We start from the raw sequence: 14012 nt of genomic DNA on the forward strand, positions 1-14012 counted from the left end.
GTGAGCCCCGATTGCCCCGACCGCCGGGGCGGCGGCTTCCCGTCCTAGGGCAGCAGCTTCTCGATCGCGCTGGGTCCTTCCTCGGCGAGCTTGCGCCGCGCCCACTCGAGACTGCGCGGGGTGATGTCCCGGCCGGTGGCGAGGACCATGTCCTCCGGCGACACCTCGGTGCCGGTACGCGTGTGGAGCAGTTTGTCCGGAGTGGCGCGGTCCGAAGAGGGCTGGGCGGCGCCGGGTTCTGACGTCGGCATGATGTCTGCTCCTCGCGTCCGAAGGGAGGCTTCGGCCCGGTGCGGTCATCGGGTCCACTAACACCATTCATCCTGCGGCCGCACCCTGCAATCCCGATCAGCTCCGGCCCGAGATGCCGGAAAGATCATCCCGGCGTCTAATGGCTCCATGGCACCCACCACCGCCGGGGACCCGCACCGCGGGGGACTGCGCAGGCTCGGCGCCTGGTGCGCCCGTCACTTCCTGATCGTCATCATCGCCTGGCTCGTGGCCGTCGTCGCCCTCCAGGTGGTCGGCCGCTCCGTCGGCGGAACCTACGAGGACGACTTCCAGCTGCCGGGCGTCCAGTCCACGGACGGCCTGGACGTGCTCAAGGAGCACGATCCGCAGGCCGGCGGCTACAGCAGCCAGATCGTCCTGCACGACGACCAGTCCGTGAGCTCGCTGAGTTCACCGCTGTCCACGGCCGTCGGCGACCTTCAGAAGCTCCCCCATGTGCTCACGGCCGTCGACCCGCTCTCCGTGACGTCGTCGAAGGTCGGCCCGGTGTCGAGCGACGGCAGGACCGCGTACGTCACCGTCCGCTTCGACGAACAGCCCTCCACCCTCGGCGACGACTATCTGACCGGCGTGGACAAAGCCGTCCAGCCGCTGCGGGCGGCCGGCGCCGACGTCGAGTACGGCGGCTCGCTCGGCGAGCTGGCCCGGCCCGACGCGGACGACCGGATCAGCGAGCTGATCGGCTTCGCGGTCGCCGTCGTCGTCCTGCTCGTCGGCTTCGGCAGTGTCATCGCCGCCGGAATGCCCCTGGTCACCGCCCTGATCAGTGTGGTCGGCGGACTCGCCTGCCTTGGGCTGCTGGCCGCCGCCTTCACCTTCGCGACCGTCTCGCCGACCCTCGCCACCATGATCGGACTGGGCGTCGGCATCGACTACGCCCTCTTCCTGATCACCCGGCACCGCCAGAACCTGATGGACGGCGCCGATCCGGCCGAGGCCGCCGGACACGCCAACGCCACCAGCGGCCGCGCCGTGCTCGTCTCCGGCACCACGGTGATCATCGCGCTCTTCGGCCTGTACGCGTCCGGCGTGTCCTTCATCGGCAAACTCGGGCTCGCCGCCGCGGTCACCGTCGTCTCCGCCGTCGTCGGCGCCCTCACCCTCGTGCCGGCCCTCCTCGGGCTCTTCGGCAGACACGTCGACCGCTACCACGTCCGCAAGCCGGTCGCCGAGACCGACGCCGAACCGGGCGCCGTCCCGCACGGCACCTGGCACCGCTACGCCAAGCGCGTCGAGCGCAGGCCCTGGGAGTACCTCGGCGCCGGTGTGGCCGTCATCGCGATCCTGGCGATCCCGGTCTTCTCCCTCCAGCTCGGCCACATCGGCGACGGCGCCGACCCCACTTCCTTCACCGACCGGCGGGCCTACGACCTGATGACCGATGCCTTCGGGCCCGGCTCCAACGGCCCCCTCACCGTCGTCATCGACCAGACGGCCGTCCCGTCCGACAAGCGCTCGGACCTCTCCGCCCAGGCGCAGAAGACGCTGGGCGCGGTGCCCGGCGCGGCCACGGTCACCCCGCTGACGGCCACCGGCGACGGAGACGTGCTGCTCGGGACCGTCTACTCGGAGCAGTCCCCGCAGAACGCGGGCACCACCGGTCTGACGAACCGTCTCGTCGACGACACCCTCCCCGACGCGGTCTCCGGCTACGACGCGAAGGGCTACGTCACCGGCACCACGGCCGCCCAGGTCGACTTCCGTGACCTCGTCGCCGCCCGGCTGCCTCTGATCATCGGCGTGGTCGTCGCCCTCGCCTTCCTGATCATCCTCGCCGTGTTCCGCGGCCTCCTGGTCGCGGTCAAGGCCGCCGTGCTCAACGTCCTGTCGATCACCGCCTCGTACGGCGTCGTCGTCGCCGTCTTCCAGTGGGGCTGGGGCGGACCCGCCCTGGGCGTCCACGGCAAGGTGCCCATCGAGAGCTATGTGCCGATGATGATGTTCGCGATCATCTTCGGCCTCAGCATGGACTACGAGATCTTCCTGCTGTCCCGGGTGCACGAGGCCTGGCTGCGCACCGGAGACGCCAAGGAGGCGGTCGCCCACGCCCTGGAGATCACCGCCCGGGTCATCACCTGCGCGGCCCTGATCATGGTGAGCGTGTTCGCGGCGTTCATCGTCAGTGACAACATCGTCGTCAAGATGCTCGGCCTCGGTCTCGCCGTCAGCGTGCTGATCGACGCCACCGTGGTGCGGCTGCTCATGGTGCCCGCCGTCATGACCCTGCTGGGGGCGCGCGCCTGGTGGACCCCGCACTGGCTGGACCGGATCCTGCCGCACATCGACGCCGAGGGCGACGCCGAGACCCTCAGCGGTCCGCCGGACCCACCGGCGCGAGAACGAGCATCGTGACGTCGTCACGGACGTCGGGGCAGTGGCGCAGGACGTCCCTCCACACCCGCTCGGCCGCCGTCGCCGGGTCCGCGCCGGCCGCGAGCCCGGGCAGGCGGTCCAGCAGGGGGTAGAAGACCCCGGCGGCGTCCCTGGCCTCCGAGACGCCGTCGGAGGCCAGGAAGAGGCGGTCACCGGGACGCAGCGGCAGCACCCGGGCGGTGAGCGGGGCGCCCTCCGGGAGACCGAGCCCCAGGGGCGTCCACGGGACGACGTCCAGTTCGGTGGCCGTGTCCCCGCGCAGCAGCACGGGCGGGGGATGCCCGCAGACGACCACGCTCACCGCGTCCGCGTCCGGCGTGAACTCCAGCAGGACCGCCGTCGCGAACAGCTCGGCGTGCCTGACCCGGGCCGAGTCCACCGTCAGCCGCCGGTCCAGCCGGGCGGCGACCCGGCCCAGATCCGGCTGGTCCAGCACCGCCTCCCGGAACGCCCCCAGCAGCGACGCCACCGTCGCGACCGCCGCCAGCCCGTGCCCCTGGACGTCGCCCAGCACCGCCCGCACCCCGTGGTCGCTCGTCCGGACGTCGAAGAAGTCACCGCCGACGAGCGTCCCGCGCTGCGCCGCGCGGTACAGGCCCGCGCAGCGCAGGGGACCCACCCGCTCGGGGACCGGCGGCACGACGGCGTTCTGCGCGGCCTCGGCGGTCGTGCGCTCGGTGTCCAGCTGGGCGTCCCGGCGGCGTCGGACGAACGCCACGAACACGCTCAGCACCGCGACGAAACACACCGTCAGCACATCGGTCTGCCCGGGCCGGTCGAGCTGGAACGCGGGCAGGTTCAGTATCACCACCACGGCCGCACCGAGCAGCGCGGTCGTCGCCGGACCGTACGACAGCACCGCGAGCGGCGGGATCGCGCCCAGCACGAACCCGATGTCCAGCGGCTCGGGACTGGTCAGGGTCGCGACGCAGACGCCCGCGATCAGCAGGAGCGGCAGCGCCCGTACCCAGCGCGGCGGCGGTGCGCCGCGCAGCCAGCCCCGCCGGTCCCCGTCCAGTCCTCCCACGAACCCCACGCTCCACCGTGGGCGGGGCGGGCGCACGCCGAAAACCGGTGGACGCGACCGAGGAGGCCCCCCTACCGTGAGAGCGCACGCCTGGACACCCACGGAAGGAGGCGAGCGCCATGCGAACCGCATTCACCCCGCGCTCCCACTCCGTGACCCCCGCGTGCCGCGTCTGACCCTCGTCCGACGCCCCGGGAGCGCACCACGCCGTACGCGACCCGGAGGAATCCGTGACCGATCTGGTCATCCGCGCTCTCGACGAGAGCGACGCCCATCTGTTCGATGCCCTGCCCGACCCGCTGCACGCCGCCGACGCCTTCGGCAGGATCACCTACCGGCCCGACTGGAAGCGCGTCGCCCTGCGCGACGGCCGGGTGGTCGCCCGTGCCGTCTGGTGGGGCGGACCCGAGGACAGCGAACCGCTCGTGGTGGAGTGGTTCGACTTCGCCGACGGCGAGGAGGAGGCCGCGGCCGAACTCCTGCGCACCGCCCCCTGGCAGGTCGGCCTGGAACTCGTCATGCCCGGCGGCTGGCGCGACGACCCCGCCATGCGGGCCGCCGCCGAGGCCCGGTACGCCGCCGCCCGCGCGGCCGGCCACACCCCGCTGGTGGAACGCTTCGTGTACCGGTGGACCCCGGAGTGCGGGCTGCCCGACCGTCCCGGCCGGCTGCGGTTCGCCCCCGAACCGGACGACGCGGTGTTCTTCGACGCCCTGCGCCGCATCCACTCCGTCACCCTTGACGCCCACGCCCGCAAGGCCATCGAGCAGGGAGGCCTCGACCAGGCCGCCCAGGAGGAGATCGACTTCTTCCGCTGGTGTCCCTCCCCGCGTGAGTGGTGGCAGGTCGCCCGCACCCCGCAGGGCGAGCTGGCCGGCATCCACATCCCGGCCCACAACCCGTCAGGACCCTGCGTGGGCTTCATCGGCGTGCTGCCGGACCACCGGGGTCACGGATACGCCTACGACCTCCTCGCCGAGTGCACCCACCATCTCGTCGAGCAGGGCGCCGAGTTCATCGCCGCGGCCACCGACCAGGGGAACGTCCCCATGGCGGCGCACTTCGCGAAGGCCGGCTATCCGATCGTGCGGGAACGGGTGAACTTCGAGCTGGACTGACGGCCGACCGAGCCCGCGGGACGGGACCTGCCCGGTCCCGTCCCGCGGGCGCCGAGGCGGGGGTGTCAGCGGCGGGGGTGTCAGCGCGCTCCGGCCGCCAGCAGGGCCTCGGCTTCGGCCAGTACCTCCGTGACGCGCAGGCCGAACGCGGCGTCACAGGCGTGCGGGCGGCCGTCCCGGGCCGACGCGAGCAGTTCGTCGGCGGCCCGGGTGAGGGCGTCGGCGGCGTCGCCACCGCCCTGGGGGAGCCGGGTCACGCCGGCCGTGCCGCGCAGTTCCACGCCCGCGCCCGTCGCCGCGGGCGGTGCCGTCAGGCTGAGCGTCAGGGTGCTGGAGGCACCGTCCACATGGTCCAGGACCACGTGGACGGTGTCGCGGGGGCCACGGGCCGCGGCCGCGACCCGGCGGACGTCGCCGAGGACCGGCAGCAGCACGGACAGCGCGTGCGGACCCACGTCCCACAGGGCGCCCTTCTCGCCGCGCCAGGGCGTGGCGAAGGGGTGGTCGCCCGTCCCGTGGAACACGTCGCCCAGCCACTGCGCGTGCCCCGTGAACCATCCCCCCGCCTCGGCCTGTTCGGCGATCCAGGCACCGGCCTCGGGCACGAACCGGGTGGTGAAGAAGACGACCGAGGCGACCTGGGCGTCCTGCGCGGCCCGGACCACGGCCCGCGCTCCCGCCACCGTCGCGGCGACCGGTTTGTCGAGCAGCAGATGACAGCCGGCCCCTGCGGCCCGCACCGCGAGCCGCGCCTGGACGTCCGGCGGCAGCGCGACGGCCACCGCGTCCACATCCGTGAGCAGGGCGTCCACGTCGTCGTAGGCCCGTGTTCCGTGCCGGTCGGCGAGCTCCTTCGCCGCCTCCGGGCGCCGGCCCCAGACGCCGACGAAGTCGAGCGCGCCGTGCGCTTCCAGGACGGGGGCGTGGACCATCCGCGCCCAGGGGCCGGTGCCGAGCAGACCGATGCGCATAACCGCTGACTCTCCCTGATGCCGACCGACGTGACGAGTGACGTGACGAGTGACGTGAACGAGTGACGTCCTCGCCGGGACGCCGGATCCGACCGCGAGCCTCGCACACGGCCGTCGTCCGGGACACCCGGGGCGGTCCTGCGGGCCGTCAGGCCGCCCGGGCCTGCGCCGAGCCGGAGTCGTCCGCCGAGCCGGAGTCGTCCGCGGTCGGGGCGGCGCCGGACGGGTCGCGGACCAGGCGGAGATGCCGCCTGCGTCCGGCATGGCGCCGCTTGGCGGGGGCCGGGGCGAGCAGGTGTTCCTCGACCCGGTCCATGACCGCCATCAGCACGGACAGGAACGGCAGCAGCAGCACGGCGACCCAGAGCACGGTTCTCTCCTCCGCAGGCGACGCCATGCCGGGTGCTCAGGATCGGGCCGATGATGCCTGCGGGGCGCGGTTCAGGTTCCGGGCGGCGCGGCGAAACCCGTGAGCAGGGCGTCCGCCTGGGCCAGACCGCTCTCCGCGGAGATCTCCCGCACCGTCTGCGCGGACCGGATCACGGCGAACGCGACCTGACCGCCCGCGAGCCGATAGCCGTACACGGCGGGCCTCGGCAGGCTGTTGTACGACCAGTGCGCCGAGAAGTAGTAGCCGCCCGTGTCGTGCAGCACCACCAGGTCCCCCTCGGAGAGGGCGGGCAGCGGCCGGTCGTGCGCCACGACGTCCCCGGCGAAGCAGAGCGGCCCGGCGACGTCCTGCCGGACGAGCGGCGTCCGCTTGGGCGTGCCGTCCGGGCCGTACGCGGACACCCGCAGCGGCCAGGCCTGCGGCATGAAGACGGTACGGGTGGCGACCTGTCCGCCGGCGTGGGTGAGCGCGATCCGGCGGCCGCCGGCGTCCTTGACGTACTCGACGAGGGCCGCCGTGAAGCCGTTCTTCGCGATCAGGGAGCGGCCGAACTCGGTGACCACCTGGTAGCGGCCGTCCAGCAGCGCCGGTTCGGCGGCGTCGAGCGCGGCCGCGTATTCCGCGTAGGTGGGCGTGACCGTGTCGTCGGCGAAGTTCACCGGCAGCCCGCCGCCCAGGTCGAGGCTGGTCACCTGGCGGCGGCCGACGTGCGCGTTGATCTCCTCGGCGAGCCGGTGTGTCGCCGCGAGGCCCTCCGCGATCAGCGGCAGCGGGCAGCCCTGCGAGCCCACGTGCGCGTGCAGCCGGGTCAGCCAGGGCCGCCGCGCGAAGGCCTCGACGACGCGGGCGCGGGCCCCCGGGTCACGCAGGGCCACGCCGAACTTGGAGTGCGCGGTCGCCGTGCTCATCGCGCCGATCGACCCGCCCCCGACCTGCGGATTGACCCGCACTCCGAGCACCGACGCGCAGTCCTCGGGGCGCAGAGCGTCGATCCGGTCCAGTTCGTCGAGGTTGTCAGCGTTGAGCGCGACGCCCAGGGCGAGGGCCTCCCGGATCTCCCGGCGGGTCTTCGCCGGCGAGTCCAGCACGATGCGCGCCGGGGCGAAACCCGCGTCCAGCGCCAGGCGCAGCTCCCCGGGGCTCGCCACCTCGCAGCCCATGCCGGCGTCGGCGAGCAGCCGCAGCACGGGCACCAGGGAACAGGCCTTGGCGGCGAAGGTGTGCAGGACGTCAGGCACCTGAGCGAACGCCTCGTGCAGGCCGGCGACGCTGTCGCGCACGCCCTGCACGTCGACGAACCCGGCCAGCGGCCGGTCCTCGCCGAGCAGCCCGTCCGCGACGGCCTGCCGGACGGCGAGGGCGACGGGGGAGGCGTCGGTGAGCGGTTCGGTCCGAGCGTCGGTCCGCTGGTCGGTCCGTTGGTTCTCGGTGGGGAGCGGCACGTGCTGGTCTCCTTCGGGCGAGGAAGGGTGTCACGCGGTCGGGTGACACTTCCAGATTCCTCCCCGCGTCGGTCGCCCGTCTTCGGGGGACCGGCCAAAGGGAAGCGGAACCTTTGTGTCCTCGCACAAGGGACCCTCGGGCACTCGGCGACTCGGCACCCGGGTGTCCGGGGTCCGGGGTCCGGGGGCTCAGTACGTCCCGGGCGGGACCAGCCGGGTCGCGAGCGTCAGCAGCAGCCGGGTGTCGGCGTCGTCGAGATCCACGCCGTACCGGTCCCGCACCCGGCCCAGCCGGTAGCGGAGCGTGTTGGCATGCACGACCAGGCGGCGTGCCGCCTCGGGGACGTCGCCTCCGGCGTCGAAGTACGCCGCCAGCGTCCGTACCAGCTCACCGCCGGCGGCGAGGTCCGTGCGGATCAGGTCGTGGACCGGCCCGCCGCCGGACTCCCACACCGGACGCGCCGCGTCCAGGATCCGCAGCACCTCCAGCGCCGCGCCCGCACCGGCCGCGTCGGCGTGCCGCGGGGGCCGGGGCCGTCCGGCGGCCGACGCCCGTGCCTCCCGCTCCCGCAGTGCCCGGACGACGAGCCCGGCCCGCCCGTACGACAGGTCGGCCCGTTCCGGGGTGACGACCGGGCCGACCCCCAGCCACACCGCCGGCGGGCCCGGCAACGACGAGACGGCAGCGTCCAGTTCGCGCGCGAGGCCGAGTACGGCCGTCGCATGGTCCGTCGCGGAGGCGTCCCCGGCGAGGAACAGCGCGAGCCGGTCGCCGTCCCGCAGGATCCCGGTGCCGGGACGGTGCGCGGAGACCTCCAGCGCGAGGACGTCCAGGGCCCGGTCGTCGGGCCGCGCACCCGGCCGCCGCTCGGCCACCACCACCGAGCACGGCGCGTCCGGGGACAGCCCCAGCGACCAGGCGTGCGTACGCCGGTCCCCGAGACCGTGCAGCAGACCGCGCAGCGCGGCCTCCCGGCGGTGGGCCGTACCGCTCTCGCTCAGCCGCTCGCGCACCAGCAGCGGGGCGGCGAGCCCGGCGGCCGTTCGCAGATGACGAGCGGCGTCCGGGGCCAGGGCGGCGCCGTCGGCGGCGGCCCAGATCGAGCCCAGAACCTCCCGGCCGCTGCGCACGGCGACGACCAGCCGCTCCGGGTTCTCGCCGTCGGCGGGCCGGTGGATGACGTCCTCGGAGGTCCACAGGGCGCGCAGCAGACCGCTGCGCCGCAGCTCGGCGACCCGCCAGTCGGGCACCCGGCCGCCGAGGATGACGGTCCGGCGCAGCGGGTCGGCGCCGGGTCCGGTGGCGGAGTGCGCCAGGACCCGCAGTCGCGTGTCCTCGATGGTGATCGACCCCTGCACGTACGCCGCGACCCGCGCCGCGAGGACCGCGAGGGAAGGCGCCGTCTCCGGGCCCCGGAGCGTCTCGCCGTCGTCGGCCCCACCGGCCCGGACATAGCCGAGCGCCGAACGCAGCAGCGCGGCTGCCTCGGCCCAGCCGGTGCCCTCGGCGCGGACGAGCAGCGCGACGCCGGTCTCCCGGGCAGCCTCCATCGGCCCGGCGACCTGCGAGCCGGTCATTCCTGGACCGGACATCTCCGGACCGGCGACCTCCGAACGGGTCGCCGCTGGACCGGTGGCCTCGGGGCCGGCCTCCAGCGGACCGGTGACCTGTGAACCGGTCCCGTGCGAACCGGCCTGCACCGGACCGGTGATTTGCGGACCGGTCCCCTGCGAACCGGTGATCTCCTCGCCCGTGCAACCCAGTACGACGGCGCAGGCCCCGCGGCGGGCGGCCTCGCGCACGGTGCCGGCGTCCGAGGCGGCGCCCACGGCCAGCAGCAGGACGCCCGCGCCCGCCGACTGCCCCGGTCCTGCACCCGGCCCGGGTCCTGGACCTGGATCCGGCCCTGCACCTGGACCCGGCCGAGGGCCGCCCGGTTGATCGGGGCCGTCCGGGGGGCCGAAGTCGTCGAGGTCGTCCAGGCCGACGGCGATCCGCCGGACGACGGTGTCGGGCGCGGCGGGCGCGCACAGCAGCCGCACCGCGTTGCCGTCCTCGAAGGCCAGCAGGGCCCGCAGCGTCGCGGCGGCCTCCGGCGGGGCCGGTTCCTCCTCGTTCATCGTCCGAAGCTCCCGCCCTCGTCCCGGTGACGCACCCCGTGTGCTCCCCGCCGACGATAGGCGTCCCGGACGGCGGCACCGGGCGTGCGCCGGGCCCGTCACCCGGTTTCCTCCGGTGGAAAAGGCACGAGACCGGTGACATCGCCGATCCCCGCGCGCCGCACCCGCCCCGACGCTGGCACCGCCAGTCCAGCTTCAGCGGCGGCGCCCCCTGCGGCCGCCCGATCGAGAGGACGACTCGTCGTGCAGCATCACGTGCGCACCGGTGCGGCCCACCGCGCCACCACCGGCTCCCCCCACCGCAGGTCCGGACAGCTCGCCCGGTTCGCGACGGCGATCGCCGCCGTCGTCGGCCTCACCACGCTCAGCGGCCCCGGCGCGCAGGCGGCGGACAACCCCTACGAGAGGGGCCCCGCGCCGACCACCGCGAGCATCGAGGCGCTGCGCGGCCCGTACGCGGTATCCCAGACCACCGTCTCCTCGCTCGCCGTGACCGGCTTCGGCGGCGGCACGATCTACTACCCGACCAGCACCGGCGACGGCACCTTCGGCGCGATCGCCGTCGCGCCCGGCTACACGGCCGGCCAGTCCTCCATCGCCTGGCTGGGCCCGCGGCTGGCGTCCCAGGGCTTCGTCGTCTTCACCATCGACACCCTCACCACGCTGGACCAGCCCGACTCCCGGGGCCGTCAGCTGCTCGCGGCCCTGGATCACCTCACGCAGGTCAGCTCCGTGCGTACCCGCGTCGACAGCAGCCGACTCGGCGTCATGGGCCACTCGATGGGCGGCGGCGGCACCCTGGAGGCCGCCAAGTCACGGCCCTCGCTCCAGGCCGCGATCCCGCTGACGCCGTGGAACCTCGACAAGACCTGGCCCGAGGTCACCACGCCCACGCTGATCGTCGGCTCCGACGGCGACACGATCGCCCCCGTCGGCAGCCACGCCGAGCCGTTCTACTCCAGCCTGCCGTCCTCCCTGGACCGTGCCTACCTGGAACTGAACAACGCCACCCACTTCACCCCGAACTCGTCGAACACGACGATCGCGAAGTACGGCATCTCGTGGCTGAAGCGCTTCATCGACAACGACACGCGCTACGAGCAGTTCCTGTGCCCGCTCCCGCGGCCGAGCACGACGATCGACGAGTACCGGGGCAACTGCCCGCACACCTCCTGAGACAGCGTGAGGGAATCGGGGCCCCCGCCGCCGTCGTCGTCGCTGTGCCCGTGCACGCGGCACGGCGGCGGCCGTTGGGACCCGGCACAAGGTGTGCCACGCCCGTCGCGCACGAATTCACTGGTGGCGGGCGCAGAACGGCCCGCACCGGCGTCGTCGCGCAACCGGTCGCACGGCTTCCGCCGCCCGTTACCCGTACGTAACGTCACGGGAATGACCGGACAGACGACCGACGGCGGCGGTGTGCGGGTGGTGACCGGTGAACCCGGTTGCGGCCGTACGGCGTTCCTGGCCCGCGCCGCCCGCTCGTGCCCGGCCGCGTTGGTGGTCGGTGTTCGGGCCGACCCGGTGGCGTCGGCCGTACCCCTCGGGGGTCTGCGCGCACTGCTGCGCGCCCTCGGCGCACCGGTGGGCCCGTGGTCCGCCACCGGCCCGCCCTGGGCGGTGCTCCTCGACGCCCTGCGGGCCGCCTCCGTCGGCAGGCCGATGCTGGTGTGCGTCGACGACGCGCATCTGTGGGACGCCCCCACCCGTGCCGTGCTGGGCCGCGCCGCCGAGCACCTGCGCGGGAACGGCCGGGTCGGCGTGTTGCTCAGCGTGTCCGGACACCGTCCGGTCGACCGGGAGTTCGCCGCGCTGCCGGTGGTCCGCGTCGACCCGCTCTCCCCGGCGGAGGCGGCCGCGCTTCTGGACGAGGAGACGGGCGGGGCCCTCGACCGGGCCGTGCGCGACGACCTGGTGGACGCGGCCGCGGGCAGTCCGGCGCTGCTGCTGGCGATGGTCCGGCGCCTGTCGCCCGCCCAGATCCGCGGTCACCGCAGGCTGCCGGGCCCGTCGGCCGACGCGGAACTCCTGACCGGGCTGGCCGGCGGCTTCCTGACCGGGTGCACGCCCGCGCAGGAGGACCTGCTGCTGACGGTCGCGGCGGCCGTACGGGACGCGGACGACGCGGAGGATCGCAGGACCGACCTGACGCTCGCCCGGCGCGCAGCGGAGCAGCTGCGGGGTTCCCGCCCCGGGGCGGAGGCCGCGCCTTCCTTCGATCCGCTGCCCGAGGTGCTGGTCCGGGTCGACGGCGAGGTCGGGTTCCACAGCGACCTGCTGCGCCGGGCGGTCTACGCGGGGGCGCTGCCCGAGCGGCGCCGCGCCGCGCACCGCGCGCTGGCCCGGGCACTGGAGGAGGCGGGGGCCGCAGGTCTGCCCGTGCTGCTGCACCGGGCCCGGTCCGCAGCCGTGCCCCGGCGCGGGACGGCGGCCGAACTGGCCGTGGCGGCGGGCGATCAGGCGCATCCGCGGCGCCTGCGGTGCGCCGCGTACACCCATGCCGCCGGACTGACCGAGGACGGCGCGCGGCGCGCGGAGTGGTACACGGCCGCCGCCGAGCAGGCCCTGCTCGGCGGTCGCACGCACCGGGCTCTGCGGCTGCTCGACAGAGCGCGGGACAGCACGGCGCCCACGGCGCTGCGCGGCCGCGTGGAGCTGGTACGCGGCACCACGGTCCTGTACGACGGCGCGGTCGACGAGGCCCGTGCGTCCCTGCTCCTGGCAGCCCGCCTGCTGGCCGGGTCGTCCCCACGCCAGGCCCAATCGGCCCTGCTGGCCGCAGCGGACGCCGCCTGGGCAGCGGGCGACGCCCAGGGGTGCCTGCAGGTGCTGAGCGCCGGCGACGGCTCGCCGGACACCGACCCACAGCCGCCCCCGGACGTTTCGGCGGTCCTGCCCCGGGCGCAGGGCGGGCCGACGGAGGTGACGGTGGGCGCCGGGGGCAGTGCCGTGCTGCGTGACTATCGCACCGGCCTGCGGGCCTTGCTAGAAGGGGAGTTCGCGCAGGCGGCGGGACCCCTGCGGCGGCTGGTGGCGGACGCGGAGGCGGTGGGCGGCGTGGCGGGTGCGGCCGGCGCGGACGAGCCGGACACGGCACTGCGCGCGGCTGCCGCCGCCCTGCTGCTGGGGGACCTCGCGGCCGCCCGTCGGGCCGGGGCGCGGGCCCTGGCCGCCGCCCGGACCCCCGGGACCGCCGCGGCCCTCGCGCGGGCCCGGGAGTACCTCGCCTACGCCGAACTGCGCGCCGGACGGCACACGCTGGCCAGGACGCACGCGGAGGAGGGACTGCGGGCCGCGCACCGGACGGGGCAGCGCAACACGGCCGCCCACCACCACGCCGTACTCGCCCTCGCCGCCTCGATCGAGGGCGCTCCCGACGAGGTCGCCGCCCACGCGGACACCGCGCTGGCCACCGCCCGGCGGCACGGCCTCGTCCAGGCCGCGACGCTGGCGGAGTGGGCCACGGCCCGCGCCGACCTCGCCCGCGGGCGTCCACGGGAGGCCGTGGACCGGCTGGGGCCGCTCGTGTGCCCGGGGCCCCGCAGAGGGCACTTCGCGGTGTGGATGCTCGCCGTACCGTGCCTGGTGGAGGCCGCCGCCTCGACCGGACGGGCCGACGGCGGCGTCAGCGAGGTCGTCGAGGAGTTCGCCCGGTGGGCCGCATTCGGCGCCGACCCCCAGGCCCCCGCCCAACTGACGCGCTGCCGTGCGCTGCTGGCCCCGGCGGACCGGTCCGACGCGCTGTACCGTCGCGCGCTCGACCTGCACGACGCGGCCGGCGGCGGCGACTTCGAGCGCGCCCGCACCGAACTGCTGCACGGCAAGTGGCTGCGCAGGCGGCGCCGGCTGAGCGAGGCCCGCGACCGTCTCGGCGCCGCCCTGGTCGGGTTCGAGCGCTGCGGCGCGCGCCCCTGGGCGGACCAGGCCCGGGCCGAACTGCGGGCGGGCGGTGTGGCACCGGGCGGCGGAGTGAGAGCGATGGGGCTGGGGCCGGGACTCGACGGACTGACCCCGCAGCAGCTGCGGATCGCCCGGTGCGTCGCCGAGGGAGCCACCAACCGGGAGGTGGCGCTGACCCTCTCGGTCAGCACCCGAACCGTCGACTACCACCTGCGCAAGGTCTTCGCGACGCTGGGCGTGCGCTCACGCGTCGAACTGGTGCGCATGGTCGAGAAGGCCGGACAGGAGGGTTGACCGGAGCGAAAACAATGGTGCACACCCCTAGGGACCGACCGGACGGTATGCCATCCTTCGTGGCAGGACGAGTCGGACGGCTGG

General features: G+C 74.9%; 10 protein-coding genes. 4 read left to right on the forward strand and 6 right to left on the reverse strand.

Annotation, left to right across the window (positions count from 1 at the left end):
* Nucleotides 1-44: 44 nt before the first annotated feature.
* Nucleotides 45-251, reverse strand: a complete 207-nt coding sequence (locus QF030_RS36165) for a hypothetical protein (protein ID WP_307166775.1) — start codon at nt 249-251, stop codon at nt 45-47.
* A 148-nt stretch (nt 252-399) separates the two neighbouring features.
* On the opposite strand from QF030_RS36165, the gene QF030_RS36170 reads away from it, so the two are divergent.
* Nucleotides 400-2643, forward strand: a complete 2244-nt coding sequence (locus tag QF030_RS36170) for an MMPL family transporter (protein WP_307166776.1) — start codon at nt 400-402, stop codon at nt 2641-2643.
* On the opposite strand, the gene QF030_RS36175 is transcribed toward QF030_RS36170, so the two are convergent.
* Nucleotides 2600-3691, reverse strand: coding sequence for a PP2C family protein-serine/threonine phosphatase (locus QF030_RS36175; protein ID WP_307166777.1), 1092 nt, complete (start codon nt 3689-3691; stop codon nt 2600-2602). The two genes, QF030_RS36170 and QF030_RS36175, sit on opposite strands and share 44 nt — an antisense overlap.
* 230 nt (nt 3692-3921) lie before the next feature.
* On the opposite strand from QF030_RS36175, the gene QF030_RS36180 reads away from it, so the two are divergent.
* The gene (locus QF030_RS36180; protein WP_307166778.1) at nt 3922-4809 is read left to right on the forward strand and encodes a GNAT family N-acetyltransferase; all 888 of its coding nucleotides are present in this window, start codon (nt 3922-3924) and stop codon (nt 4807-4809) included.
* Between the two features lie 80 nt (nt 4810-4889).
* Here the strand turns inward: QF030_RS36180 and QF030_RS36185 are convergent, their stop codons facing one another.
* The 4 genes from QF030_RS36185 to QF030_RS36200 all read right to left on the reverse strand — a co-directional run bounded on the left by QF030_RS36185 (nt 4890) and on the right by QF030_RS36200 (nt 9734).
* A complete protein-coding gene (locus tag QF030_RS36185) occupies nt 4890-5780 on the reverse strand; it encodes a Gfo/Idh/MocA family protein (protein ID WP_307166779.1) in 891 nt (296 codons plus the stop codon).
* Nucleotides 5781-5928: 148 nt separating this feature from the next.
* Nucleotides 5929-6150: a hypothetical protein gene (locus QF030_RS36190; RefSeq protein WP_307166780.1), complete on the reverse strand. Its 222-nt coding sequence runs from the start codon at nt 6148-6150 to the stop codon at nt 5929-5931.
* Between the two features lie 71 nt (nt 6151-6221).
* A complete protein-coding gene (locus QF030_RS36195) occupies nt 6222-7613 on the reverse strand; it encodes a diaminopimelate decarboxylase (RefSeq protein ID WP_307166781.1) in 1392 nt (463 codons plus the stop codon).
* A gap of 189 nt (nt 7614-7802) precedes the next feature.
* Nucleotides 7803-9734 (reverse strand): PucR family transcriptional regulator, encoded by a 1932-nt coding sequence (locus tag QF030_RS36200; protein WP_307166782.1) that lies wholly within the window; start codon nt 9732-9734, stop codon nt 7803-7805.
* 255 nt (nt 9735-9989) lie between these two features.
* Here QF030_RS36200 and bdeA point away from each other — a divergent pair, with 255 nt between their 5' ends.
* Together bdeA and QF030_RS36210 are read left to right on the forward strand one after the other, a co-directional pair.
* Nucleotides 9990-10910: a bis(hydroxyethyl) terephthalate hydrolase gene (gene bdeA / locus QF030_RS36205; protein ID WP_373428938.1), complete on the forward strand. Its 921-nt coding sequence runs from the start codon at nt 9990-9992 to the stop codon at nt 10908-10910.
* Between the two features lie 213 nt (nt 10911-11123).
* Nucleotides 11124-13928 carry a helix-turn-helix transcriptional regulator gene (locus tag QF030_RS36210; protein ID WP_307166784.1) on the forward strand — a complete coding sequence of 935 codons (2805 nt, stop codon included), beginning with the start codon at nt 11124-11126 and terminating at the stop codon, nt 13926-13928.
* Nucleotides 13929-14012 lie beyond the last annotated feature (84 nt).

The sequence above is a fragment of the Streptomyces rishiriensis genome, assembly GCF_030815485.1.
GTDB lineage: Bacteria > Actinomycetota > Actinomycetes > Streptomycetales > Streptomycetaceae > Streptomyces > Streptomyces rishiriensis_A.

Coding starts and splice junctions, on each gene's coding strand:
- QF030_RS36165 (WP_307166775.1), bottom strand. CDS start 251: ATGCCGACGTCAGAACCCGGCGCCGCCCAGCCCTCTTCGGACCGCGCC.
- QF030_RS36170 (WP_307166776.1), top strand. CDS start 400: ATGGCACCCACCACCGCCGGGGACCCGCACCGCGGGGGACTGCGCAGG.
- QF030_RS36185 (WP_307166779.1), bottom strand. CDS start 5,780: ATGCGCATCGGTCTGCTCGGCACCGGCCCCTGGGCGCGGATGGTCCAC.
- QF030_RS36200 (WP_307166782.1), bottom strand. CDS start 9,734: ATGAACGAGGAGGAACCGGCCCCGCCGGAGGCCGCCGCGACGCTGCGG.
- QF030_RS36210 (WP_307166784.1), top strand. CDS start 11,124: ATGACCGGACAGACGACCGACGGCGGCGGTGTGCGGGTGGTGACCGGT.